This is a genomic window from Clostridium sp. CTA-7 (assembly GCF_054768095.1).
This window is the reverse complement of the sequence record NZ_BAAAAV010000012.1, coordinates 1-26731: the sequence shown is the minus strand read 5'-3', so window position 1 is coordinate 26731 and position 26731 is coordinate 1. Positions and strand designations below refer to the sequence as shown.

Annotated in this window: 28 protein-coding genes; 21 read left to right on the top strand and 7 right to left on the bottom strand. The window is 27.5% G+C overall.

All coding sequences use genetic code 11. The features are described from left to right. Positions 1-335 precede the first annotated feature (335 nt). Positions 336-5456 carry an Ig-like domain-containing protein gene (locus ACYUEX_RS17645; protein ID WP_460289320.1) on the top strand — a complete coding sequence of 1707 codons (5121 nt, stop codon included), beginning with the start codon at positions 336-338 and terminating at the stop codon, positions 5454-5456. A 36-nt stretch (positions 5457-5492) separates the two neighbouring features. Here the strand turns inward: ACYUEX_RS17645 and ytaF are convergent, their stop codons facing one another. Beyond that, positions 5493-6116 (bottom strand): sporulation membrane protein YtaF, encoded by a 624-nt coding sequence (ytaF, locus tag ACYUEX_RS17640; RefSeq protein ID WP_460289319.1) that lies wholly within the window; start codon positions 6114-6116, stop codon positions 5493-5495. 177 nt (positions 6117-6293) lie between these two features. On the opposite strand from ytaF, the gene ACYUEX_RS17635 reads away from it, so the two are divergent. Together ACYUEX_RS17635 and ACYUEX_RS17630 are read left to right on the top strand one after the other, a co-directional pair. Next, positions 6294-6566 carry a DUF1292 domain-containing protein gene (locus ACYUEX_RS17635; RefSeq protein ID WP_411168218.1) on the top strand — a complete coding sequence of 91 codons (273 nt, stop codon included), beginning with the start codon at positions 6294-6296 and terminating at the stop codon, positions 6564-6566. 16 nt (positions 6567-6582) lie between these two features. Continuing rightward, positions 6583-6981 carry a hypothetical protein gene (locus ACYUEX_RS17630; protein ID WP_460289318.1) on the top strand — a complete coding sequence of 133 codons (399 nt, stop codon included), beginning with the start codon at positions 6583-6585 and terminating at the stop codon, positions 6979-6981. A 431-nt stretch (positions 6982-7412) separates the two neighbouring features. Here the strand turns inward: ACYUEX_RS17630 and ACYUEX_RS17625 are convergent, their stop codons facing one another. Then, entirely contained in the window at positions 7413-7613 is a 201-nt protein-coding gene (locus tag ACYUEX_RS17625) for a hypothetical protein (RefSeq protein ID WP_411168216.1), read from the bottom strand. Positions 7614-7913: 300 nt separating this feature from the next. Between ACYUEX_RS17625 and ACYUEX_RS17620 the strand changes: the two genes are divergently transcribed. From ACYUEX_RS17620 to ACYUEX_RS17595, 6 genes are all read left to right on the top strand, one after another. Next, positions 7914-8105: a DUF896 domain-containing protein gene (locus tag ACYUEX_RS17620; protein WP_291651300.1), complete on the top strand. Its 192-nt coding sequence runs from the start codon at positions 7914-7916 to the stop codon at positions 8103-8105. 16 nt (positions 8106-8121) lie between these two features. Next, on the top strand, positions 8122-9030 hold the full coding sequence (gene hprK / locus ACYUEX_RS17615) for an HPr(Ser) kinase/phosphatase (protein ID WP_460289368.1): 909 nt from the start codon (positions 8122-8124) through the stop codon (positions 9028-9030). Between the two features lie 58 nt (positions 9031-9088). Further along, positions 9089-10480 (top strand): aminopeptidase, encoded by a 1392-nt coding sequence (locus ACYUEX_RS17610; protein ID WP_460289317.1) that lies wholly within the window; start codon positions 9089-9091, stop codon positions 10478-10480. A 247-nt stretch (positions 10481-10727) separates the two neighbouring features. Continuing rightward, complete coding sequence (locus tag ACYUEX_RS17605; protein ID WP_460289316.1) at positions 10728-10967, top strand: phage holin; 240 nt, start codon at positions 10728-10730, stop codon at positions 10965-10967. 152 nt (positions 10968-11119) lie between these two features. Then, positions 11120-12337, top strand: coding sequence for a MerR family transcriptional regulator (locus ACYUEX_RS17600; protein ID WP_460289315.1), 1218 nt, complete (start codon positions 11120-11122; stop codon positions 12335-12337). 101 nt (positions 12338-12438) lie between these two features. Continuing rightward, positions 12439-13707, top strand: a complete 1269-nt coding sequence (locus tag ACYUEX_RS17595; protein WP_460289314.1) for an MFS transporter — start codon at positions 12439-12441, stop codon at positions 13705-13707. On the opposite strand, the gene ACYUEX_RS17590 is transcribed toward ACYUEX_RS17595, so the two are convergent. Further along, positions 13704-14540 carry a PHP domain-containing protein gene (locus ACYUEX_RS17590; RefSeq protein ID WP_460289313.1) on the bottom strand — a complete coding sequence of 279 codons (837 nt, stop codon included), beginning with the start codon at positions 14538-14540 and terminating at the stop codon, positions 13704-13706. The two genes, ACYUEX_RS17595 and ACYUEX_RS17590, sit on opposite strands and share 4 nt — an antisense overlap. 132 nt (positions 14541-14672) lie before the next feature. Here ACYUEX_RS17590 and ACYUEX_RS17585 point away from each other — a divergent pair, with 132 nt between their 5' ends. From ACYUEX_RS17585 to folK, 7 genes are all read left to right on the top strand, one after another. Further along, positions 14673-15260: an anthranilate synthase component II gene (locus tag ACYUEX_RS17585; protein ID WP_460289312.1), complete on the top strand. Its 588-nt coding sequence runs from the start codon at positions 14673-14675 to the stop codon at positions 15258-15260. Then, complete coding sequence (gene pabB / locus ACYUEX_RS17580) at positions 15257-16606, top strand: aminodeoxychorismate synthase component I (protein WP_460289311.1); 1350 nt, start codon at positions 15257-15259, stop codon at positions 16604-16606. Before ACYUEX_RS17585 ends, pabB begins: the two co-directional genes overlap by 4 nt. Next, a complete protein-coding gene (locus tag ACYUEX_RS17575) occupies positions 16606-17349 on the top strand; it encodes an aminotransferase class IV (protein ID WP_460289310.1) in 744 nt (247 codons plus the stop codon). Before pabB ends, ACYUEX_RS17575 begins: the two co-directional genes overlap by 1 nt. Before the next feature lie 11 nt (positions 17350-17360). Continuing rightward, positions 17361-17915, top strand: coding sequence for a GTP cyclohydrolase I FolE (gene folE, locus ACYUEX_RS17570; RefSeq protein WP_460289309.1), 555 nt, complete (start codon positions 17361-17363; stop codon positions 17913-17915). Positions 17916-17926: 11 nt separating this feature from the next. Continuing rightward, entirely contained in the window at positions 17927-18400 is a 474-nt protein-coding gene (locus tag ACYUEX_RS17565) for an HD domain-containing protein (protein ID WP_460289308.1), read from the top strand. Between the two features lie 179 nt (positions 18401-18579). Next, entirely contained in the window at positions 18580-19389 is an 810-nt protein-coding gene (folP, locus tag ACYUEX_RS17560; RefSeq protein ID WP_460289307.1) for a dihydropteroate synthase, read from the top strand. A gap of 9 nt (positions 19390-19398) precedes the next feature. After that, complete coding sequence (gene folK / locus ACYUEX_RS17555) at positions 19399-20214, top strand: 2-amino-4-hydroxy-6-hydroxymethyldihydropteridine diphosphokinase (protein WP_460289306.1); 816 nt, start codon at positions 19399-19401, stop codon at positions 20212-20214. A 64-nt stretch (positions 20215-20278) separates the two neighbouring features. Here folK and ACYUEX_RS17550 read toward each other — a convergent pair whose 3' ends face one another. Continuing rightward, entirely contained in the window at positions 20279-20767 is a 489-nt protein-coding gene (locus ACYUEX_RS17550) for a DUF4883 family protein (protein WP_460289305.1), read from the bottom strand. Between the two features lie 117 nt (positions 20768-20884). Between ACYUEX_RS17550 and ACYUEX_RS17545 the strand changes: the two genes are divergently transcribed. From ACYUEX_RS17545 to ACYUEX_RS17535, 3 genes are all read left to right on the top strand, one after another. Beyond that, positions 20885-21322, top strand: a complete 438-nt coding sequence (locus ACYUEX_RS17545; protein WP_460289304.1) for a hypothetical protein — start codon at positions 20885-20887, stop codon at positions 21320-21322. 157 nt (positions 21323-21479) lie between these two features. Next, complete coding sequence (locus ACYUEX_RS17540) at positions 21480-22493, top strand: pyruvate kinase (protein WP_460289303.1); 1014 nt, start codon at positions 21480-21482, stop codon at positions 22491-22493. A gap of 314 nt (positions 22494-22807) precedes the next feature. Then, the gene (locus ACYUEX_RS17535; protein WP_411168200.1) at positions 22808-23581 is read left to right on the top strand and encodes a response regulator; all 774 of its coding nucleotides are present in this window, start codon (positions 22808-22810) and stop codon (positions 23579-23581) included. Positions 23582-23743: 162 nt separating this feature from the next. On the opposite strand, the gene ACYUEX_RS17530 is transcribed toward ACYUEX_RS17535, so the two are convergent. Both ACYUEX_RS17530 and ACYUEX_RS17525 read right to left on the bottom strand, forming a co-directional pair. Beyond that, positions 23744-24064, bottom strand: coding sequence for a DUF1540 domain-containing protein (locus tag ACYUEX_RS17530; protein WP_460289301.1), 321 nt, complete (start codon positions 24062-24064; stop codon positions 23744-23746). 25 nt (positions 24065-24089) lie between these two features. Continuing rightward, positions 24090-24632, bottom strand: a complete 543-nt coding sequence (locus ACYUEX_RS17525; protein ID WP_460289300.1) for an NADH peroxidase — start codon at positions 24630-24632, stop codon at positions 24090-24092. Between the two features lie 290 nt (positions 24633-24922). On the opposite strand from ACYUEX_RS17525, the gene ACYUEX_RS17520 reads away from it, so the two are divergent. Next, the gene (locus tag ACYUEX_RS17520) at positions 24923-25597 is read left to right on the top strand and encodes a hypothetical protein (protein ID WP_460289299.1); all 675 of its coding nucleotides are present in this window, start codon (positions 24923-24925) and stop codon (positions 25595-25597) included. A gap of 192 nt (positions 25598-25789) precedes the next feature. Then, positions 25790-26548: a polysaccharide deacetylase family protein gene (locus ACYUEX_RS17515; protein ID WP_460289298.1), complete on the top strand. Its 759-nt coding sequence runs from the start codon at positions 25790-25792 to the stop codon at positions 26546-26548. A gap of 60 nt (positions 26549-26608) precedes the next feature. On the opposite strand, the gene ACYUEX_RS17510 is transcribed toward ACYUEX_RS17515, so the two are convergent. After that, positions 26609-26731: IS3 family transposase (locus ACYUEX_RS17510; protein ID WP_460289367.1), on the bottom strand; the 123-nt coding region annotated here is incomplete at its 5' end.

Sequence of the window (26731 nt, the reverse complement as noted above, 5' to 3'; positions counted from 1 at the left end):
ATTAAATAAGTGAAAGACAAGGGGGGATTCTATAGAAAGGTATAGAAAAAACTTTATTTAAAATCCGCATTTTGAGTTTGACCTAATTAACAGAAGACATAATAAAAAACTTATACTAAGTGCTTACTTAAAATTATTTAAAGTGAGATGAAGCGCTTCTAAATTCTAGTATAAGATAATTAATTAGGTAGCATAATATCATCTCAAATTTAAATAAGAATAGATTAGGGAGCATAAACTGAGGAGGGATGTAATTAGGAAAACTAAGTACAATCAATATCAGAAACAAAGTTTGGGAAAATGTATTAAAAACAATAAAAAGGGGAGATAATAAAGTGAAATATAAAAAGAAACTTAGATTGCTGAGTTTTGTGTTAACCTTTACAATGGTTGTATCCAATTTCTTTACTAATTTTACAACATTAGTAGCTAAGGCTGAAGAGTTAAATAAAAATGTAGTCATTGAAAATTTTGAGAAGCTTAAAAAAGGAAATTATACGGAAGCAGATGTCGAATTAGAAACTGGTTCTTGGAAGTTTAGTAATGCAATGGAAGGAAAGCAAGAGGCTGACAAGAGAATAGATTCTATAGCTGCAAGGGTAAGATCAGAAGGTTTCATAGCTATGAATTTTGATGTTACTAATGTAAAAGAGATAATTTTATCACATGCATATTATGGGAATGATTCTGGAGCTACTTTAAAAATTCAAAAATCTATTGATTCTGGAGTAAGTTGGGTAGATGTTGGATCATCAAATTCTATAACAAAAGATTTAAAAGAAGAAAAGTTTGCCATTAATGAAGCAGGTAATGTTAGATTTAAAATTAATGTTATTGGCACAAAAGATAAAAGAATTAACATAGATAATTTTACTATAGTACACAACGATGGTACTGTAGAACAAATTGCATTAACTGGATTAAGCATTGATGAAAGTATATCTTTGGAAGTTGGGGGAAATAAAGGATTAACAATTGCGTATATCCCTGAAAATACAACAGAAAAGGCTGTAGAATATACAAGCCTAAATCCAGAAATAGCAGCAGTAGACTCTAATGGAAAGGTTACAGCTGTTAAAGAGGGACAAACAACTGTAGAAGTTAAATCAACAGTAAGACCTAATATAAAAGCAACATGTAAAGTTACTGTAACTAAGGGTGTTGACAAAGTAGGACCAACGGTTAGTAATTTAAAACCTGCAAGTGGACAAAATATAGGTGATTTAAGAAGACCAGAGATTAGTGCTACTTTCCAAGATGAAACAGGCGTAGATATGACTTCAGTTAAATTATCAATTGATGGTCAAATTGTAAGCGGTAACATAGTTAAGGAAGGAAATACTATAAAATATTTAGTTGATAAGGATTTATCTGATGGTGCTCATACTGTTTTAGTTCAAGTTAAGGATACATTAGGCAATTTAACTGAACAAGAGTGGAAATTTACAATTGGAGAGCAAAAGAAGAATTTATATTTTGGACAACTTCACTCTCATACAAACATTTCAGATGGTACTGGAACTATAGATGAAGCATATAAATATGCTGAAAATAATGCAAAAGTAGACTTTTTAGCTGTAACAGATCACTCAAACTGGTTTGATAATGATAAATTAGCTAATATAAGTGATGGATCAAAGAGTGAAGCTTGGAAAAAAGGATTAAGTGCAGCAGACAAATATAATAAAGATGGAAATTTTGTAGCTATTTATGGGTATGAAATGACTTGGTCTGGATCAACTGGTGGATATGGGCATATGAATACATTTAATACACCGGGATTTGAAACAAGAACAAATAGCAAAATGGATTTGAAAAATTACTACAATACTTTAAAGACACAAAAACAATCATTATCTCAATTAAATCATCCAGGTAAAACTTTCGGAGACTTTAGTGATTTTGCATATTATGATGCAGAAATTGATAAACAAGTTACATTAATAGAAGTTGGAAATGGTGAAGGTGCTATCAGAAGCTCAGGTTATTTCCCTTCATATGAATATTATACTAGAGCATTAGATAAGGGGTGGCATGTTGCTCCAACAAACAACCAAGATAACCATAAAGGTAGATGGGGTAATGCAAATACTGCTAGAACAGTTATAGAGGCTCCAAATCTTTCAAGAGATGCTGTTTATGAAGCAATAAGAGAAAGAAGAGTTTATGCAACTGAAGATGAAAATTTAAAAATATCTTATGAAATTAATGGAAATACAATGGGATCTATATTAGGAAAGACAGATTCATTAGATTTTAAAGTAAATGTTGAGGATATGGATTCAGGAGATACCATTAAGAAAATATCCATAATTGGAGATGGAGGTAAAGTTGTTAAGTCTATTGATAACGTAAACTCTACAACTAAAGAATGGTCATTTACTTTAGATAAATCAGTTAGTTCATATTACTATGTAAGAGTAGACCAGTCTGATAGAGATATAGCTGTAACTTCAGCAATTTGGGCTGGAGATAGGGAAAATGTTGGAATTTCTACAGTAGATTCTGATACAGAAGTAATAGTTGCTGGAGAAGAATTTAATATAGGAACTACTATATATAACAATGAAGCAGTTGCTATAAATAATGTTAAAGTAGAATACTATTTAAATAATGGAACTGAAGCAATAAAGACAGAGATTATTGAATCTATAGCTTCTGGATCAACAGCTGTAGCAAAGTTACCATATAAATTTGATAAAGCAGGAGATTATTCTTTCCAAGTAAAAGTTACTGCTACTGTAAATGGAGTTGAAAGAGAGTTTAAGGGAGCTAAGGAGGTTTCAGTTTTAGGAGCAAATGAAGTTTCTAAGGTTGTAATAGATGGTGCACATCAAAATCAATATGTTTCTGGAGACTACTCAGGAAAGATTACAACTTTAACAGCTTTAATGGCACAAAACAATGTTAAAGCGGTTATAAATAAAGAGCCTATAACAGATGAAGTTTTAAAAGGTGCATCTTTATTAATACTATCAGACCCTCAAAGTAAAGCAGTTACTTCTAGTGGATTATCACCTCAAAAATATACTTCTGATGAATTAGCTGCAATAGCTAGATTTATTGAAAAAGGTGGAAATATAGCAATAACTTCTAAGGCTGATTACGGTGATGCAACAGGTGAATATGGGAATGCAGAACAAGGTAATTCAGTTCTTAAAGCGATAGGTGCAAAAATAAGATTTAATGATGACCAAGCTACTGATGATGTAGAAAATGGTGGTCAAAACTTTAGATTATACTTTAACGACTATAATACAGAAAGCAGTTGGCTAAATGGAATTGATACAACTAAGAAATATAGTTTCTATAGTGGATCAACTCTTGTTATGCCAAAAGATGCTTCCAATATAGACGTTTTAGTAAAAGGTCATAGTACTACTTATGGAAATGATGCTGACAAACAAGGAGATAATACAGCTGTAAATAAAGGTGAGGTTGTTGGTTTAGCTGTTGAAACATTAAGTAGTGGAGCTAAAGTAGTAGTTTCAGGAGCGACATTCTTCTCAAATTTTGAAATGGATGGTTTAGATTATTCAAATTATCAAATAACTGAGAAAGTTATCAAGGAATTGGCAGCAGCTCCAGAAATTCCTGTAAGCAAGATATCAAGTGTTAGAATAGATGAAAATAAAGATAATACTCCAGATAGATTTGGAGAAACTGTAGTTGTTGAAGGATATGTAACAGCAGCTTCAAATGTTGCAGCACCAGGAAATTCATTCTTTGATGTTATTTATGTTCAAGATGATACTGCTGGATTAACTGTATTTGGAGTTTCAACTACATCAGTAAAATTAGGTCAAAAAGTAAGAATTAAAGGAAAAGTTTCATCATATTTGGGAGATGCACAAGTTGCTCTTAAAAATGAAAGCTTAGGATTACAAATTATTGATGAAAATATTAACTTAGTAGAGCCTACTAAACTTTCAACTAAAGATAGTATGTTGGAAGAAAAAGAGGGACTTTTAGTAAAAGTAGAAGGAAAAGTAACTAGAATTGATGGACAAAATATATTTGTAAATGATGGAACTGGAGAATCAAGAGTATATGTTGAAGGATACATTGGAAGTAGTAAAAATCCTGGAGTAGCTGATGAATGGAAAACTAGAATCAATGTAGGAGATAAAGTATCAGCTATAGGACTTGCTTCAGAAGATCCTGAAGGACACAGATTAAGAGTTAGAGATTCAGCTGAAATTGAAAATCTATCTAGCAATAAAGTAACAGGAGTAAGTTTAGATAAAACTTCAGCAGAACTTGAAGTAAATGAAACATTAGAATTAAAGGCTACAATTACACCAGAAGATGCAACAAATAAAGAAGTTACTTGGGCATCAAGCGATGAAAAGGTAGCAAAGGTTGATGAAAATGGAAAAGTAACAGCAATAGGAGAAGGAAAAGCTACAATAACTGTTACAACTAGAGATGGTAACTTTAAAGCTACATCTGAAATAACTGTAAAAGCAAAAGAAGTGCCAGTGGTAAAAGTAACAGGAGTAAGTTTAGATAAAACTTCAGCAGAACTTAAAGTAAATGAAACATTAGAATTAAAGGCTACAATTACACCATTAGATGCAACAAATAAAGAAGTTACTTGGGCATCAAGTGATGGAAAGGTTGCAAAGGTTGATGAAAATGGAAAAGTAACAGCAATAGGAGAAGGAAAAGCTACAATAACTGTTACAACTAGAGATGGTAACTTTAAAGCTACATCTGAAATAACTGTAAAAGCAAAAGAAATACCAGTAGTAAAAGTAACAGGAGTAAGCCTAGACAAAACTTCAGCAGAACTTAAAGTAAATGAAACATTAGAATTAAAAGCTACAATTACACCAGCAGATGCAACAAATAAAGAAGTTACTTGGACATCAAGTGATGAAAAGGTTGCAAAGGTTGATGAAAATGGAAAGGTAGTAGCTGTAGGAGCAGGAAAAGCTACAATAACTGTTACAACTAAAGATGGTAATTTTAAAGCTACAGCTGAAATAACTGTAAAAGAAAGTGAATTGCCAGTAATAAAAGTAACAGGAGTAAGCCTAGACAAAACTTCAGCAGAACTTAAAGTAAATGAAACATTAGAATTAAAGGCTACAATTACACCAGCAGATGCAACAAATAAAGAAGTTACTTGGTCATCAAGCGATGAAAGAGTAGCAAAGGTTGATGCAAATGGAAAAGTAACAGCAATAGGAAAAGGAAAAGCTATAATAACAGTTACAACTAAGGATGGTAACTTTAAAGCTACTGTTGAAATAACTGTAAAAGCTGAAGATTCAGCAAATGGAGGAAATACTTCAGGAAGTGGAGGAAACACTTCAGGAAAGGGAGGAATTACATTACCAAGCACAGGCGGAAACAATCCTATGTACGGTTTAATAGTTGCCTTAATTATAGTAGGTGCAGGTGCATTTATGGTATTAAGGAAAAAGAAAAAAGAAGTAAAAGAAAAATAAATTTTAAAAGAGCTGCTAGGATATTTCTAGCAGCTTTTAAAATACTCTTAAAAAAGCAAAAATAATAAGCATTGTACCTGATAGCCATGAAAGGTTTAGATTTGTACTTTCAACAAATTTTCTTCCCATAAATGATCCGAGGAGTATTGCTATAATTCCTATGAAAAGAGCAACAATAAAAACTTGAATATAATTAATAGAAATAAGGCTACTACCAAATCCAACTGCTAGACTATCTAAAGAAAGAGCAAAAGCCAGATAAAAAGCTTCTTTAGAAGTAAGTATTTTGGATTTATCAAAATCTGCTTTTGTTTCATCAGCATATACTTGAAGAACAAAATTGAAATCAAATAATTTGAAGGTTAAAGGAGAAGGTTTGTTTGAATTTTTTTTTATATATGATTTAAGTAGACTTTCAAAAAGTCTATATATGCCTAAAGCAAAAAGTATAAGGAAACTTGCTATTTTTGCAACATTAATAGAAATATAATTTTGTATAAATCCCCCAATTACAAGAGAAACCCCTAACATACTTGCTGATATTATATCTATTATAAGAGCAGATGTTAGAGGAATTTTTATTTTATTAGTTCCATATGCAATACTTGCCAGGAATGAATCTATAGATACAGATAAAACTAATAGTATTGTTTCTAACATAAATTTATCCTCTGAAATTATTATTAATTCATAATATGAAAAAAATAATCATATAGTTACAAAATATGACTAAGACAAATAAGAAGATAAAAATAAAAAAATATAAAAAAATAGTGGTAAAAAAGATTTTTTGAATATAAAATATTAGAGAATAACTTAATTCAAAGGAGAATAAAAATGGATAAAAAAGATTTAAACATAAATGAGGAAGAGAAGCAAATAATGACATTCCTAGATGAAGAGGGAAATAAAGTTGAATTTGAAGCAATAGCTAAGATTTATTTAGAGGAAACAGAATATTTACTTTTAGCTCCAATAGATGATGTTAATTCTGAAGATGTATATGTATTTAGAGTAGATGAAGTAGATGGAAAAGAGGAATTAAATTTAGTAGAAGATGATAAGGAATTTTTAGCTGTAAAAAAAGAATATAGAAAATTATTATATTAATCTCAGGAGGTAAATTATGAAAATTGATAAAATTATAAGTATGTTAGATGAAAACTTATTGTCAGACATTGAAGAGCTAAAAAATGAAGAGGAAATGTTTTTAGTAAAATTTCTGTTTGAGTTTGATGAAGATGTTTTAAATGCTGCTAGAAGCTACTCAAATGAGGAAAGTGATTATGAAGAAGAAAGCAGTGAATGGTACACTGAATACTTTCTTCCATATCTTTATGAATATGGAAATGATGAAGTGGTAGACATTATAGAAGAGATAGTAGAAGAGTTAGAAATATTAGGAGAGGTGATGGCTTTTCAAATGGATCCATCAAATTTTGAAGGACTTAAATTCATGGCATTATTCACAGAAGAAGATAGTGACATATCTATAGAAGATGTAGCAAAAGAATTTGTTTGCTAAGATATATATCTATGTGTAAAAATTTCTATTGAATATGATATAATTTATGCTATAATTAAATCATAATAAATCCTGAGATGTACGCTAAGCTTAAAATATTCAACCTACATTGAATATACGGGATTTACAACATCCTTGACGATGTCAGGCTTCAGTAATTCACTTTAAGTGGCAGGAGAAGGCAGAGGATTGGTGAGTTTAACCCACCTGCGAGAAGCAGGTATGAATATTTAAGTGAATGGCATGTTGGGACATATTTGATATTAATACCTCAGTAATGAGGTGTTTTTTGTTTAAAAATATAAAAACTTTTTAAAATAAATTTAAAAAGTTTTTATATTTTTTATTTTTATAAGAAATTAGTATTTGAATAATTTATAAAATAAAATAAAGTAGTTATTACAATACATATTAAATATTTAGTAAAATATTTAAGCAACCTTTTTTAAAGTGTTGCTACCAAAATATTTTCTAATATACTTTTTATATATATTTTTTTGTGATTTACTGATAAGCTTGTCCAAGTCTTGTGAAAGATAAATTATCAGTCTATTACTTGGAGAAAGATATCTTAGTAAGAAGTTAAGTATAGCTTTCTTAATTAGTATTTGTCTTCTACATTTCTTTATCATTTAGTAGCACCTCCATCTATTTACAAATTACATCTCGTTATAACAATATTATACCAAAAAGTATAATAATGTAAAATGAATTCATAAAACAAATAACAACAAATTTATATATAATTTTACTGAAAAATCTTATATTATATGACGTATTAAGTAATAAATTACAAAAAATAGAGAAGTAAATATTTTCATAAAAAATGTAAATATTATCATTTGTCGAAATTATATAAGTTGATATTGACTAAAATAGAGGTTAAAATATAATAAAGACTTAAATTTAAATAATGAAAAGGAGAACTAAAGATGGACTATCAAAACATGAAAATGGATGATGTAATTAAAAGAATTAATGAGCTTTATAAGAAAAGCAAAGAAGAAGGATTAAATGACTCAGAAAAGGAAGAACAACAAATTTTAAGAAGAAGATATATAGATAGTGTAAAAAGTAACTTTAGAGCTCAATTAGAAACAGTAGAACCGAAAAAAAGAAATTAATTGAAGGGTGATAAAATTGTCAGTTACAGTTGAAAAATTAATAAAAGATTTTGATATGGAAGTATTGGTAGAAGGTGAAAAAAATGTAGAGATCTTTGTTAATGATATAAATAGGCCAGGTTTGCAGCTATCGGGATTTTACAACTATTTTGCCCCAGAGAGAATACAGGTAATAGGTAAAGCAGAATGGAGCTTTCTAGAAGCTATGGGGATTGAATTACGTAAAAAAAGAATAGATAAATATTTTAGTTTTAATTTAAAATGCTTAATGATAACAAGAGATTTAGAGCCACAAGAAGAACTACTTAAATCAGCTCAAAAAAATAAGGTCTGGTTGATAAGAACTAAATTAGTAACAACTAAATTTATGAGTAAATTAACTATATACCTTGCGGGAGAATTAGCTCCAGAAACTAGACTTCATGGAGTGTTAGTAGATGTGTATGGTATAGGTATTTTAATAACAGGTGAAAGCGGTATAGGAAAGAGTGAAACTGCTCTTGAACTTATAAAAAGAGGACATAGATTAGTAACTGATGATGCGGTAGATATAAAGGAAATAGATGGAGAGCTTATAGGTACGTCTCCGAGAATAACTATAGGTATGCTTGAAGTTAGGGGGATTGGAATAATAGATGTAGCATCATTATACGGTTTAAGCTCTGTACTTCAAGAAAAAGATATAAAATTACTAATGCACTTTGAACATTGGAAGGATGATGGAGATTACGATAGATTGGGGTTAAATGATGAACGTCAAGATATTTTAGGGGTTAAAGTAAAAAGACTTAGAGTACCAGTAAGACCAGGAAGAAATATTGCAGTAATAATAGAAGCTGCAGCTGTAAATTATAGACACTCACTTATGTCAGATGTAACACCTGTAGACATAATAGAAAGTAGAATGGATAAAATAGTAGAGTAATAATTTACATAATTAAATCTATAATATTTTATGATAAATAAATTTAGGAGGGCTAATTATGGGCAAAAAAGAAGATAAAAAAAATCCTTGGTTAAAGTATATGGAGGATAAAAAAGAAGAGTTATTTGATTTCTGTAATGGGTATATAGATTATATGTCTATATGTAAAACAGAAAGAGAGTGTGTTTTAACAAGTATAGATATGGCAATAGCTCTTGGATATAGAGATTTAGAAGAAGTTATAGAAAATGGAGAAAGCTTAAATCCTGGTGATAAGGTTTTTATAAATAATAAAGATAAAGCTTTAGCATTATTTCTTATAGGGCAAGAGCCTATAGAAAAAGGAATGAGGATAATAGGATCTCATGTTGATTCCCCAAGATTAGACTTAAAACAAAATCCATTATATGAAGATTCAGATCTTGCTATGATGGAAACTCATTATTATGGTGGAGTTAAAAAGTATCAATGGGTTACTTTGCCTCTAGCTTTACATGGAGTAGTTGTTAAAAAAGATGGAACAAAAATAGACGTAGTTATAGGTGAAGATAATAATGATCCAGTTGTAGGAATATCTGATCTTTTAATACACTTATCAGGAGATCAAATGCAAAAGAAAGCCAATGTAGTTATTGAAGGTGAAGATTTAAACCTTTTAGTAGGAAATATGCCGCTAGAAGGAGAAGAAAAAGATGCTGTTAAAGCAAATATACTTAAACTTTTAAAAGAAAAGTATGATTTTGAAGAAGAAGATTTCTTATCAGCAGAAATTGAAGTTGTTCCAGCAGGAAGAGCAAGAGACTATGGATTAGATAGAAGTATGGTTATGGCTTATGGCCAAGATGATAGAGTTTGTGCATATACTTCATTAATGGCACTTTTAGACTTAGATCAAACTAAATACACATCAGTTGTTTTGTTAGTAGATAAAGAAGAAGTGGGAAGTAATGGTGCAACTGGGATGCACTCAAAATTCTTTGAAAATGTAGTAGCAGAGGTTATGGATAGGCTAGGAGAGTATTCAGGATTAAAATTAAGAAGAGCTTTAGCTAATTCTAAAATGCTATCAGCTGACGTAACAGCTGCATATGACCCTAATTATCCATCTGTTATGGAAAAGAAAAATTCAGCATACTTTGGAAAAGGTTTTGTATTTAGTAAATATACAGGAGCGAGGGGTAAATCAGGATGTAATGATGCAAATCCAGAATTTATGGCATGGCTTAGAAATGTTATGGATAAGAGCGATGTTTCTTTCCAAACAGCTGAACTTGGTAAAGTAGACCAAGGTGGCGGTGGAACAATCGCTTATATATTAGCAGAGTATAATATGGAAGTTATAGATTGTGGAGTAGCTCTTCAAAATATGCATGCTCCATGGGAAATAGCTAGTAAAGTAGATATTTATGAAACTATGAGAGGCTATAAAGCCTTTTTAGAAGAAGTATAAAAATATTTAGGAAAGTATAAAAGTTTAAAGCTTTGAAAATATGAATATTTAAGACTTTTAGCGATTGTATTTAAAAAATAGATTTATTTTATACTTTCCTTACCTTCAGTTTGGAAGTGGACATATATAAGTTTGCGTTGATTTGTAGCAGAGCGACGGAATAAGTAAACTTATATATGTCCACTTTTTTTATTCACATAACTACACTTTTGTGAATAAAATATATAGTATACAGGAGGTATTTATCATGAACTTCGATTGGTCAAGATTTAAAAATTATGGTCTATGGGTTTCTATAATTGCGTTAATACCCATGATTTTAAGTACATTTGGAGTTAAAGTAGTACCAGAAGGGTATCAAGCAATAGCTAATACTGTGTTATCTATATTAGTTGCATTAGGTATATTAAATAATCCTACTACTGAATGCAAATGGTTTAGAGATGATAAGGTTAATAAAGATGAATTAAAAGATAAAAACAAATAATTAATTAAGTTATAGAGATATTATATTTTAAGTAAAGGGTATATTATCTCTATTTTATTTATTAAAAATATTTGCAAATAGATACCATTTAAAGATAAAATTAAATAGACATAATTTAAAATTTAATAAAATATTATAAAGTGAGAATTGGTATGAAAATTGGGGAATTTAGCAAGATAAATAATATAAGTATAGAAACAACAAGACATTATATGGATTTAGGGCTTATTGTACCATATAAAAAAGGAGCTCAATATGAATTTAATAGGAAATGTCAAGATGACTTAACTAATATATTAGAATTAAAATCATTAGGTTTTACATTAAATGAAATAAAGTCTATATTTATTTATGAAACACTAGGAAAACTTAGTAATGAAGAACAAAATGGATTCTTACAAGATATATTTAAACTAAAGAATGAAGAAATAAGTAAAAGAATAGATGAGTTAAAAATAATAGAAACCAAATTAATTGATAAGCTAAGTGAAATTAATAAAAGAAAAATAAAAAGTAATTTTAATATTGGAGTTGATATAAAAAAATTAGATTTATTACAGTGTATTGATTGTGGAGGGAAGCTAGATTTAGAAGAAGCAAATATAAAAAACAATCAAATATTAGATGGAAGCTTAAGATGCTTATGTGGAAAAAGATATAAAATAAATTCTGGAATATTAATTGTACAAGAGAATTTAATAAATAAAGATAGTGAAAAATGTAAAAATGTTATCGAAAATTATATAAAAGAAACAGATGAAAATCATATTTTAAATATTAGAAAAGACTTGAATTGGACATATAACAAGTTATGTGATATTGATTTCAAAGATAAAGTAATTTTAGAAATAGGTAGTGGACTAGGATTTCTTTTAAGAAACTTATATGATAATTTAGATAGTAGCAGTTTATATATAGCTATAGATAATGATATTCAAAAACACATTTATTTAAAAAACTTAATTGAAAAAAGCAATGTAAAAAAGAATATAATGTTTATTTGTACAGATTTTAAATTTATTCCAATAAAAAGAGAATCTGTTGATTTGCTTTTAGATTGTGCAGGTAGTAGCAACTACTGGTTTGATAAAAATGATTTTTCTATTAAAGACATATTAAAATATTTAAAAGAAGATTCCTATGTTTTCTTATCATATATTTTATTTAAAAAGTTCTCTTTAACTAATTCTATTAAAGAAGAAAATAGAAAGAATTTTAATATTAATTACATTAAAAGCAAATTAAAAGAAAATAACTTTAATATGATATCAGATATAAAATCAAATTATTTGAATAAGCCTAGTGTATATGAAGACTATTTTTCAGATAATGAAGAAGTATATAGCTATTTATTTTTTGGCAAAAGGTAGGGTTAACCCTACCTTTTTTATTATATTCATGAAAAAAAGACTTTATTTAGTATTGATGTTTTGTAGAGACTATATTATAGAATTTAGGTAGAGGTGATTAAATGATTTATTTAAAAAATAAGGAGTATAAAAATATAATTTTATTCTATATAGGACGATTTATATCAATATTCGGGACATCTATATATACTTTTGCAATGAGTTTATATGTATTAAAGATAACTGGATCTAGTCTTAGTTTTTCGACTACATTGATTTTAAGTATATTACCTGTAATTATATTAAATCCAATTGCAGGAGTAATTGCTGATAAATATGATAGGAAAAAGTTAGTTGTTATAGCTGATTTATTAAATGGATTGTTTCTATTTAGTATATATTTAATTAGTATTTTAAAGGGGTTAAGTATAGGGGTAATTTATTTAAGTACTTTTGTTATAACAAGTATAAATATAATATTTGATATCAGTATAGGAGCATCTATACCTAATATTGTATCTAGAGAAAAAATAGTTAATATTAATTCTGGAAGTAGAATAATAGACTCAACATCATCTATACTAGGCCCTATTATAGGTGGAATAATTTTCTCCGCCTTTAATATAAAAAGCTTTATATTATTCAATTCAATATCATTTATATTTTCAGCATTTCTAGAAGTATTTATTGATTTTAAATATTCTAAAAACCAAGAGAAAGATATATTTATTGATAAGAATAAAATAAATTATATAAAAGATATAAAAGAGGGATTTAAGTATTTAATAACTCAAAAGTATATTATCAATATGCTGATAATATTTATAATATTTAACTTCTTTATATCTTTCTCAGTTACTATTCCTATGCCAATTATATTAAATAATATATTAGAGTTATCATCAAAAGGTTTTGGGATAATTCAAGGTTCAATTCCTGTAGGAATGATAGTAGGAGCATTTGTGGTTAAAAATGTAATATCAAGATATAAGATAAATAGTATATTTTCTATAGTGGGAATATTAATGTCTATAAATATAATATTGTTATCAATACCTTTATTATTTGAAGACAACATAAATAATACAAATATATATATTATTTATTATTCAATTGTAATGATTTTTATGGGAGTATGTATATCTTTAGTTGATATTCCATTTTCATATAATATGCAAACTAAGATTGATGAGGAGTATAGAGCTAGATCTATGAGTATTACAATAAGTATAGTGAAAATAGTTGTTCCTTTTTCTTATTTGATTTCTGGGGTTTTACTTCAAAACATTGAGGCTTATATAATAATTATTTTAGGTGGCATATCAGTTCTTTTAATAAGCATTGTGTTTTATTACTACACTAATAAAAAAAATGAAACTACAGGCAATTAAGCCTGTAGTTTTAACCAATCTAACATTGAAAGTATCCAATCTTCTTGAGGGATATGCACATCTCCAACATTTCCATGACTTTTATCATTAGGAATACCATGACAATCAGAACCACATGAAATAAATAAATTCTTTTCTTTAGCTAATTTTAAAAATCTTTTTGTATGGGCTTTAGTGTTTCTAAAATAAATAGCTTCTAAGCCATCAAACCCAAGCTTTAATAAATCTTCAATTGGCGTTTTTCTAACATGTAGTGGATGAGCTAAAAAAGTTAAAGCATTGTATTTTTTTAACAACTCAATACCTTCCTTTGTAGAAAGTTTTGTAGATGGAATATAAGCAGGACAATTATTTCCTATAAAGTTATTAAAAATATATTCATGATCATAAGGATATCCAGCATCTATTATAGCTTTAGCTATGTGAGGTCTAGCTATAGTATCTTTTCCATTAGATAAAACTTTATCTATATCAATTTCAATATTATGATATTTTTTAAGATTATCTACAATTTTATAAGCTCTACTAATTCTTTTTTCTTTAAATTCATTTAATATATTATTTAATTCAGGATTGTTATAAGTACTTTTATTAAAAAAACCTAAAACATGAATTGATTCTCCATTGTGTTCTGTTGATAGCTCAATACCTGGGATAAAATTAATACCAAGTTTATTAGCTTCATTTAAAGCTTCCTCTATTCCAGTTAATGTATCGTGATCCGTTAATGAAACATAGTCTAAATTCTTATCTTTTGCCATCTTTACTATATCTCTCGGAGTAAATCTACCATCAGAGCAAATAGAGTGAATATGTAAATCACATTTAAACATATAGTGCTCCTTTCAATAAATATAATATAGAAGTTTAAATTTCAAACTTTTATATTATTATGATATAATTTATTCATTAAAAATATTTTAACACAATGACATGACTTTTAACACAAAACATGGAGGAGATTTATGCTTTTAATGATAGATAATTATGATTCTTTTGTGTTTAATTTAGTTAGATATATAGAAGAGCTAGGTGAAGAGGTTTTAATATATAGAAATGATAAAATGACAATAGAAGAAATAAAGTCCTTAGATATAGATGGAATAATAATATCTCCAGGCCCTAAAGCTCCAAAAGATGCAGGAATATCATTAGATATTATACATAGCTTTAAAGGAGTTAAGCCTATTCTTGGAATATGTTTAGGACATCAATGTATAGGACACTACTTTTCAAGTTCAGTAATTAAAGGGAAAGAACCAGTTCATGGAAAAATAAGCTATATTAAACATTCAAATAAAGATATATTTAAAGATGTAAAAAATCCATTAAGAGTTACAAGATATCATTCATTAATAATAGATGATAGAGATATTAGTAAGGATTTAGAAGTAACTTGCTATACAGAAGATAGAGTAATAATGGGAGTAAAGCATAAAGAATATCCTATATACGGCGTACAATTTCATCCTGAGGCAGAAATGACAGAGGAAGGTCATAAAATAATAAAAAATTTTATAGATATAGCAAGAGCTTTAAGGGGGTATAGATGATTAAAGTAAGAGAAGTAAAAATAAGTTTTAATCCTCTTGAGGTATATAATATTTTCAAAGATGAGGTTAATACAGTATTATTAGATTCATCTAAAGAAGATAAAGTTTTATCTAAATTTTCATTTATAGGTATAAATCCATTTCTAATTTTTGAATCCAAAGGAAAAGAAACTTTTATAAATAAAAAATCGGTTAGTGGAGACCCATTTAATGTTTTAGATGAGCTTTTAGATAAGTATAAATGTAATTCTAAGAATTATGATAATATTCCATTTATATCAGGTGCAATAGGATATATTTCATATGATACAGGAAGAATTATAGAAAATCTTCCTAATACGAGTAGTGAAGATTTTAATATAAGCGATATGAAGTTTATATTTTATAAAAATATAATAATTTTTGATTTAGATAAAAATAAACAATATATAACATCAATTAGTGATAATAACTGGGATAAAGAAATTGATTTAATAGAAGAAAAGATAAAGTTTGCCCGGGAAATAATAGAAGAAACCTTTGAGGAAAGCAATAAAATTTTTATATCTAACTTTGAAAAAGAGGAATATAAAAAAGCTATTACTAAATTAAAAAATTATATTATAAGTGGTGATGTGTATATAGCTAATTTAACTCAGAGATTTTACACAGAAAACAAAGAGGGTTCTTTTGAAATATATAAGAAGCTAAGAACTATAAACAAGGCTCCTTTTGCAGCTTATATGAATTTTGAAGATTTTCAAGTAATAAGCTCTTCCCCAGAGAGATTTATGGAAATAAATAAAGGGAAGGTAGTTACAAGACCAATAAAAGGTACAAGACCTAGAGGAAGTAATAAAGAAGAGGATCTTAGAAATAGTTTAGAGCTTATGAATAGTGAAAAAGATAAAGCAGAGCTATTAATGGTGGTAGATCTTGAAAGAAATGATTTAAGTAAGGTTTGTAAGCCACATTCAGTAAAGGTAACAGAATTATTTAAGCTTGAAACATATGCAACTGTATTTCATTTAGTTTCTACTGTAGAGGGAGAATTAAAAGATAATGTATCAGCAGTAAAGTGCATAAAAGAATGTTTTCCAGGAGGTTCTATAACAGGAACTCCTAAAATTAGAGCTATGGAAATAATTGAAGAGTTAGAAAAGGTTAAAAGAAATTTTTATACAGGTTCTATAGGATATTTTGATTTTAGAGGTAATGCAGATTTTAATATAGCCATAAGAACTATTATAAAAAAAGATAATAAAGCTTACTTTGGAGTAGGAGGAGGAATAACCTACGATTCCATAGAGGAAGATGAGTATAATGAGACACTAGATAAAGCAAAAGCATTAATGAGGGTATTATAATGAGAAATTTAATTTATAAAAATGATAAAGCTTATATAGATAGTGGGTTCTTTTTTGGAAGAGGAGTTTTTGAGACTATACTTATAAAAAAGACCCCTATATTTTTAAAAGAGCATATAAATAGGTTAAATAATGGTATTAAGATTTTAAAAATAGGAGAACCTTTAGAAGAAAATTATATAATGAGCATAATAAAAGAAATAAATATACAAAATTGTGCATTAAAAATAGTTGTAACTGAAAAAAATATAATATTAGAGCCTAGAGAAGTGTTATATAAAAGTGGGGACTATATAAGAGGCTTTTCATTAAAAACTTCAAATATTATTAGAAATTCTACATCTAAAATAACTTATATAAAATCTATAAATTATTTAGATAATATTTTAGAGAGAGAATCTGCTTTAAAAGAGGGATATGATGAGGTTCTATTTTTAAACGAAAAAGGATATATTTCTGAAGGAAGTACTTCTAATATTTTTATAGTAAAAGACAATATAGTGTACACACCTAACGTAAGGAGTGGACTTTTACCAGGAATAGTTAGAGATTTCATAATTAATAATTATGAGGTATATGAAAAAGAAATAACTTTAGATGAAGTTATGGAATCGGATGAAATATTTATAACAAATAGCTTACTAGGCATAATGGGAATAAGTAAAATTAATAATAAAATTTTAAAGGAAAATAAAGTTACAATAAAGATTAGAGAAAAATACGAATTGAAAATAGAAAATTAGGAGGGGCATTAATGATAGATAAAGAAAAGATATTACAAGGAGTAAAACTGATATTAGAGGGAATAGGAGAAGATACAGAGAGAGAGGGGCTTTTAGATACTCCTGATAGAATAGCTAGAATGTATGAAGAAATATTTTCAGGTATAGGCAAGGAAGTAAAAGAAGAATTATCCAAAGCTTTTACTGTTGAAGGTAATGACTTAGTATTAGAAAAAGATATTACTTTTTATTCAATGTGTGAGCATCATCTTGTTCCTTTCTATGGAAAAGCTCATATTGCTTATATTCCAAAGGGAAAAGTTGCAGGCCTTTCAAAGCTTGCAAGATGTGTTGAAGTTTATGCAAAGAGACCACAATTACAAGAAAGATTAACTACTGAAATTGCTGATGCTATAATGAAATATTTAGATGCAGAAGGAGTTATGGTTGTAATTGAAGCTGAACATATGTGCATGACTATGAGAGGAGTAAAAAAGCCAGGAACAAAAACTGTTACTACTACATATAGAGGCTCCTTTAAAGAAGATTATGAGTTAAGAAGAGAAGTATTAAGTTTACTAAAGTAGGAGGTAGAATTTTGGAAAATGTCAATAAAATTCTAAATCATACAAAGTATAAAGAATTATTAGATGAGCTTAATGAATTAGAAAAAGAAAGAGAATTTTGTAATCATACTCTCGAACATTTTTTAGATGTAGCGAGAATTGCTTATATAGATGTATTAGAAAAAGGGTTAAATTATAATAAAGAGATAATATATTCAATAGCATTATTACATGATATAGGAAGAGTACTTCAATATAATGAAGGGATAGACCATCATGAAGGAAGTGCTATAATAGCACTAGAAATATTAAAAGACACAACTTTTAGTCAAGCTGATAAAGAATTAATAATTAAGTGTATAAAAGAACATAGAAAAGAAAGCCAAGATGAGCTTTCAAAAATTATATACGTAAGTGATAAGATCTCTAGAAATTGCTTTAAATGCAAGGCATATAAAGAGTGCTATTGGAGTGAGGATAAAAAAAATAAAACTATAAAATATTAATCTTAGGCATATGAAAATAAATAACAAGTCAAAGATGGGAAGTATATTTTGAGTTAGACAAGGAAACAGGTTCCGCAGATAGTAGCACTATCTAAGGGGTCTGTTGACGCAGTATAACACAAAATAGACGAGTATTCTGACTTATTTATTTTTTGAAGATGCCTTAAGGGGAGAGAAGCATGAAGATAGGAAATAAAGTTATTAATTTAGATGAAAGAACATATTTAATGGGAATTCTAAATGCAACACCTGATTCTTTTTCTGATGGAGGTAAATATAATGAAGTTGAAGAAGCTGTTAAAAGAGCAAAGGAAATGGTAGAAGAAGGCGTTGATATAATAGATATAGGAGGAGAATCAACAAGGCCAGAAGCAGAATATGTATCTGAAGAGGAAGAAATAAAAAGAGTAGTTCCAATAATAAAGGCTATAAAAAAAGAGTTAGATGTTATAATATCAATAGATACTTATAAAAGTAAAACTGCTGAAGAAGCAATAAAAGCTGGTGCAGATATAATAAATGATATATGGGGCTTTAAGAAGGATAGTAATATGGCTACAGTGGCTGCTGAATATAATATTCCATGTATATTAATGCATAACAGAGAAGAAAAGCCATATACAAATCTAATGAAGGATGTTTTAGAGGATTTAATAGAAAGTATAAATATAGCCTTAGATGCAGGAGTAAAAAGAGAAAATATAATATTAGATCCAGGTATAGGCTTCGCTAAGAGTTATGAAGAAAATCTAATTGTAATGAATAACTTAGAGAAGATAGTAAAAATGGGATATCCAGTATTACTTGCAACTTCAAGGAAATCTATGATAGGTTTTGCATTAGATCTTCCAGTTACTAAAAGATTAGAAGGAACTATAGCAACAACAGTTATGGGAATAATGAAAGGCTGCAATATTATTAGAGTACATGATATTGTTGAAAATAAAAGAGCTTGTATAATGACAGATAAAATACTAAAAATGAAATAGGGGGGAACTATGGATAAATTATATTTAAAAGATGTAGAGATATTTGCAAATCATGGTGTTTTTAATGAAGAAAAGTCCTTAGGTCAAAAATTCATATTATCTTTAGAGCTCCATGTTGATTTAAGTGAAGCATCTAAGAATGGTGATTTAACAAAGTCAGTTCATTATGGAGAGCTTTGCCATAATATAGAGAAGGAGTTTCAAAAGGAAAGCTATGATTTAATAGAAACAGCAGCAGAAAAAATAGCAGAGTATGTATTATATAATTATGATTTAGTTAAAGGAATAAAAGTATTATTAAAAAAGCCATGGGCTCCAATAGGTAGGCATTTAGATACAGCAGCAATAGAAATAAATAGAAGCTGGCATAAGGCTTACATTGCATTAGGTAGTAACATTGGAGAAAAAGAAGAAAATATAAAGAAGGCAATAGAAAAAATTAAAGATAATAAAGAAATAGAAGTATCAAAGATATCAACTATAATAGAAACTGAACCTTGGGGATATGAAAATCAAGATAGTTTTAAAAATGCTGTTATAGAAATAAAAACTATATTAAATCCAAAAGAGCTTATGACTTTATTATTAAATATAGAAAAAGATATGAAGAGAGAAAGAATAATAAGATGGGGTCCAAGAGTAATAGATTTAGATATTATTTTCTATGATGATTTAATAACTAGCGATGATTTTGTGACAATACCACATCCTAGAATGGAAGAAAGAGAGTTTGTGCTAGCTCCATTAAATGAAATAGCTCCTAATATGATACATCCTTTAAATAAAAAAAGAGTTTTTAGAATGCTAGAAGAAATTAAAAATTAAAAATTAAAATATTAGAGACAGTATATAGATTTTGATTTTACACAAGATCTATATACTGTCTTTTTTAACCTTCAAATCCATTTGACACCTTTTTTATATACTCACAAAATTTATATAAATTATAATAATCTGAAACTTCCTCCATTGAAATGACATCTTCTTCATAAATTCCATCCCAAGGGTACAAGGAAACTAACTTATCATTATATGCATTTATAATATATTTTGCATCTGAAAATTCTATTATTAACTTATATTGAGGAACAAGTCCTTTTTCTACCTCAGCATCATAATTTTTTTCGTTTAAAGAATCTATAAATTCAGGTAAAATGCTATGTTCTTCCTGACTAACATTATAATACTTATATATATCTAAATCAAAAATTTTAATATTATAAGGTTCTTTGTTGTTAAGTCTTTCATGTATTTCATTTGTATAGTAATTAATATTAGGTTTGGTATTTGGCCTTATGTATTGAGCTGTATTAATATTGCAACCAGGTAGAAAGACTATCAGCATTATAAGGATACAAGTAATAAAATGTTTCTTCACGATATGCCTCCTAAAATAATAAGTTATATATAAACTTATTCTGTAAAGAAAGAGTTTAGAACATTTTTACTTAAAAGAGAATAGTATAGATTAATAATAATTTTCCTTGGAGGAAGGGTGAAATACGGAATAGATATAAATAATACTAAAGTTCTAAATGCTATTTCACAGGAATTAAAAAAAAGTGGCAATTTCATTGTAAACTTATCACAAGAGGAAAATAAAAATCAAGGACAAGCATTATTAAAAAAAGTAGTAATAGCAAATATAACTAATATAGATTTTTATATTGGAATAGAATTCAATAGAGATATTTCAAAATGCGAGATATTTTATGATAACAACGAAAAGTCTAAAAAATGTAGTGAAATGGTAAAAAATATTTTTCGTAAAAATTTTCAAAATATAACTTGTGAAATAGGTGAGCATCTTTATTTACTTAAGAACACAAATGCACCAGCTTTATATATTAAAGTACCTTTAGAATATGAATGTACAATAGAAAAATTATATATAGAAGAGATAGTTAATGTATTAATTAATTTGGAAATATGAATTGGAGAAATAATGTTTATGAGAGATTTAAATATGACATAAAATTGCTAAAGATAGTTTTATGTCATATTTTTATGAAATTATATAATTTTATATTTGTAATAAAATTAATAATTCCGTAGTAGAAATAATTAATAACAATAATAGGGAGAGTATTATGCACATAATAGCAACAATAGGACCAAAATCTACAGATAAATGGGTTATTAAAGAACTTATAGAAAATGGAGCAGACATATTAAGATTAAATTGTTCTCATTTTAATAAAGAAGAATTTGAGCAGGTAGTAAAGGTAGCAAGAGAAATAAAAGGAGATTTACATATACTGGTTGATTTGTGTGGAAAAAAAATAAGAGTATCTAAAGAGTTAGATTATATATATAAAATTTATAGTGGAGAAGAAGTATATTTTTGCGGAGAGGATTTTTATAAAATTATTGAGATTTCAAAACTTAAGGAAATGAAGCTTATTCCTCTAACAATAGAGACAGAAGAAATAATAAAAAGTGATATAAAGTCCATTTCAATGAAGGATAACTCAATGAATTTCGAAATTATTGAAGTAGATAAAGGGTTAGTAAAGGCTAAGGTTCTTAGAGGAGGAATTATAAGAGGAGGAAAAGGATGCAATCTATCTAATATAGATAATAAAAAAAATTGCTTAAGTAAAAGTGATAAAGAAAGCATACTATGGGCTTTAAATAACGATATAGATATTATATGTCAATCATTTGTTGAAAGTGAAGATGATATAAATCTAGTAAGAGATTTAATTTCTAAGGAAGTTAAGAAGAATAGTTGTGATTTATGGGCTAAGGTAGAAACACCAAGAGGAATAAATAATCTTGAGAAAATATTAAAAGTAGCTAACTCAATAGTTATAGGAAGAGGAGATTTAGTTCCAGAAGCAGGAATTCTAAATGCTGTAGATCTTCAAGAAAAATCTATTAATATGATAAAAAGAAATAATAAAAAGGTGATAATAGCAACACATTTATTAAATAGTATGAAAAATGGACATCCAGCTACTTTGCCAGAAATTGAAAGTATTAGTAAGTTTGTAAAAATGGGTGTTGATGGATTTTTATTAGCAGGAGAAACATCTATAGGAAAAGTACCTATTCAAACAGTTAAATTTCTAAAAAGTGCAATAAATCATTATGATAAATAGGAGTTTTGTATGGATAAAAAAATAGAAACAATTATTAATTCAATATTGTGGGTGATTTTAGGAGTAGCAATGATTTTATTGTTTTTATATGTATATAAATGGGTGGGATAACCACTCTTTTTTATTCTTTAGGAAATTATAAAAAGTTTATTATGTGGATAACTTTTTATAATTTCCTTCCTTCACTTTTTTATTATAAAGTAAATAATAAATCAATAAGTTAATAAATTAATAAATTATATTAAAAAAATAAAGAAAAATATTTGATTTTACTGTATAATAAAATTAAAATAATGGCAAAAGGGGTAGATAAGATGTGTAATATAGTACATATTGAGCAAAGTGGCTTCTTTTCTAAATTAGTAGAGAGAATAGTTTTAGAAAAGGGTTATAGATACATTAATGTTAAAGATTTTTGTGAAGCAAAAGAAATCTTAGATTCACAAAATGTTAGTCTTATAATAACATCACTATATTCTAAATGTGGAAGTATCGAAGACTTTATAAAAGAGATAGATAAAAAATTTGATATACCTATATTTGTAGTAACTAGTGATGATATGGGAGATACTAGAAAAGACCTAATTAATCTTGGAATAAGTGAGTACATATTAAAAAAAGACTTAGAGGAAGAAATAAAAAAATATTTAGATACTGTTTTTAGAGAAGATGAGTATATTAAGGATCTTCAAGAAGTAGCTATAGCTATAGTAGAAGATAATGACTTTTTTATAGATTTAGAAAAAGAAATATTAAAATCTAGAGGAATAACTAATGTAGACTATTATAAAGACGGGAAATCTTTAACAGAAAGCGGAAAAAAATATGATATATATCTAATCGATATTATATTGAAGAATGAATTTGGAAAAGACCTTATTAGAAAAATAAGAAGGAATAATATAGATGCATCAATAATAGCCGTAACTGCATTAGATAGTAATAAAGCTTTATCTAAAATACTAGATAGTGGAGCAGATGATTTTATAACTAAACCAATAGATGAGGAATTGTTTATAGCTAAGTTAAAATCAAATATAAGAATCTATAATCTTCAAAAAAAATTAGACAAGCTTAATAAAAATTAAATTTCTTAAGAAAAAAGAAATACTTTCTTATGTCTTTTGTAACAATATTGACATAAAGATATAGTAATATATTTATATAGTTGTTAGCGCAGTTTAGCAATTAATAATTTATCCCCTTAATAAAAAAATGATATCCAATTTTGGATATCATTTTTTTATATATTATTCTCTAGAAAAGCTTTCACAATTAGTTTCACTATAGAACTTAACATCACTACCAGAAACATTTATAGAATTTAATGAACATAATTCATTTTCGTTATATCTACAAGTGTTAACTTTACAAACTAAACAACTACAAGGCTCACCCTCATCATAAGTATTATTAGTTAAATTTCCGTAAATAGCTCTATCTAAGAATGATGCACAACATGTATCACATTCTTTATCTGAATTTTTTCCAACAACATTTGTACGATTGGAAAAACAAATATTTTCTTTATTATGAGAACAATTATTTGCACTACAATAAATTTTTTGCATAAAAATCTCTCCTTTTTAACAATTATTAATTAAAATATCTATCTAGCAAGCCTTTAAATGCACAACCATGCCTAGCTTCATCTTTACACATTTCATGAACAGTATCATGAATTGCATCAAGATTATTTTGTTTAGCTAAATCAGCAAGCTTTTTCTTACCATCACAAGCACCATATTCAGCTTCAACTCTAGCTTGTAAATTTGCTTTTGTATCGGCAACAACAACTTCACCTAATATTTCAGCAAACTTAGAAGCGTGTTCAGCTTCTTCGTAGGCTATTCTTTTATAAGCTTCAGCTACTTCAGGGTATCCTTCTCTATCAGCTTGACGAGACATGGCTAAATACATACCAACTTCAGTACATTCACCTATGAAGTTAGCTCTTAATCCTTCTAAAATATCAGAATCAATATCTGCTAAAGTGCCAATTTTATGTTGGTCTGCCCATTTCATTTCATCAGTAATTTCTTGGAATTTTTCAGGTCCTACTTTACAAACAGGACAAAATTCAGGTGGAGTATCTCCTTGATGGATATAACCACAAACGGTACAAACAAATTTTTTCATTTAGAATCCTCCTTAAAATAAATTTAGATAATGATCTAAAATGTAATAGTAGTATTTGCTAAAAATCATAAAAAATACATAATGTTATAAAAATATTGAAAAAGTTGTATTTTTAAATGAAAAATTTCTTTAGTTGTATATTTTATCTAATATTAAAATTGAATAAGGAAGTAACAAGCTAAATGTTATATATTTATTTGTATTTAATACTATATTTTGTTAAAATATAAGGGGAAAAGTGGAAAAATGTAGAGATGCAGATTGTAAAGACATTGAGCGGAGGATTAATTATGAAGTTTATAAGAAGTTTACTTAAAGTGATAAATGAAAACTTAAAAATTAAAATAGGATTATGTGTTTCTTTAGTAATAATTTTAATGTCCGTAATTATAGGAGGGATGATTTATTCTAACAACATAAATAAGAAAAATCTATCTCTAAAAGTAACCACAAAAAAAGTAAGTGCTCCTGAAAAAGAAGATAAAGCGAAAGATATAAAAAATGAGAAAGTTGAAAAGATAAACTCCATAAAAGATAAGATAAAAGAGTTGGATGCTAATATAGATTTAGAAAAGACTGAAAATGATATCGATATAGATTTATTGTTTTATGAAAATTTGTATAAGGATTTATTAGCAAAGAAAGAAGAGGAAGAAAAAGCAAAGAAAGAAGAAGAACAGAAAAATGAAGAAGAAAACAATAAATTGATAGAAAATAATAGTAGTAATATCTCTACAGGAAGTAGTAATTCAAATAATATTTTAGAAGAAGTAATAAGGCCACAGCCTGATCCACAACCAAACCCAGAACCAGATAAGGAACCGGATAAGGAACCAGATAAGGAACCGGATAAGGAACCGGATAAGGAGCCAGATAAGGAACCGGATAAGGAACCAGATAAGGAGCCAGATAAGGAACCGGATAAGGAACCAGATCCAAAGCCAGAAGTAAAACCAGAATTGTAGCAAGAAATAAAGTAAATAAAAATTTATTCAATAATAGAATGATTTAAAAAGGGTAGGAAGACAATCTTTCTACCCTTTTAATTTCATATTGTTTAAAATTACCATAAATAAAAAAAGAAAAAAGGTAAATCATAAGATGTAATGAATTTTTTAATTAATACAAAAACATCAAGTTACAAGGAGGAAAATAAATTGGAGCATAAATTGAGGAAATTTTTATTTCTTTCTGTAAGTATATTTCTTATTGCTTTTATATATGCACAAAATATGACAAGCATATCTGTAGATTCTATAATAGAAAATAATGAAGAGTTTGATGCAAATCTGAATAGTAATAATAAAAAAGTTATATATTTAACCTTTGATGATGGACCAAGTTATAAGGTAACAAATAAGATTTTAGATACATTAAAAGAAAAAGAAGTAAAAGCAACATTTTTTGTAATTGGTAATCAAATTGAAGATAGAGAAGATACATTAAAAAGAATTAATAATGAAGGTCATAGCATAGGATTACATACATTTAGTCATAAATATAACTGCGTTTATTGTAGTGAAGAGATATTTATAAAAGAAATGGTTGATTGTCGTAATGAAATAAACAGAGTAACAGGAACTTCACCAAATATAATTAGATTTCCTGGAGGGAGTTATAAGCATTTAAATAAGAAATATTTAAAAAGACTACATGATAATGATTTTAAGATATATGACTGGAATGCAGATTCTACAGATGGCTTAAATCCAAAACTAGCACCTAGCAAAATATATAGAAAAGCAACAAAGGGAAGTGAAGATTTACAAACTATAAATTTACTTATGCATTGTACAGATATGCACAAGAATACTTGTGAGGCGCTTCCAAAGATAATAGATTACTATAAAGAAAAAGGATATGAGTTTAAGGTTATTGAAGAAGATACGCCAGAGATGTATTTTAGAGTATCATAAGATATAATTAATAAACAAAATACCGTATTATTAAATAAAATGTACCCCTTGTAAAGGACATTATGAAAAAGACCGTGCTAAGTTAAGAAGATGATTTCTGTATTGAACAGGAGTCATCTTCTTTAAGTTCCATTGATATCTATATTCATTATAATAAGTCATATATCGGTCTATCTCATTTCT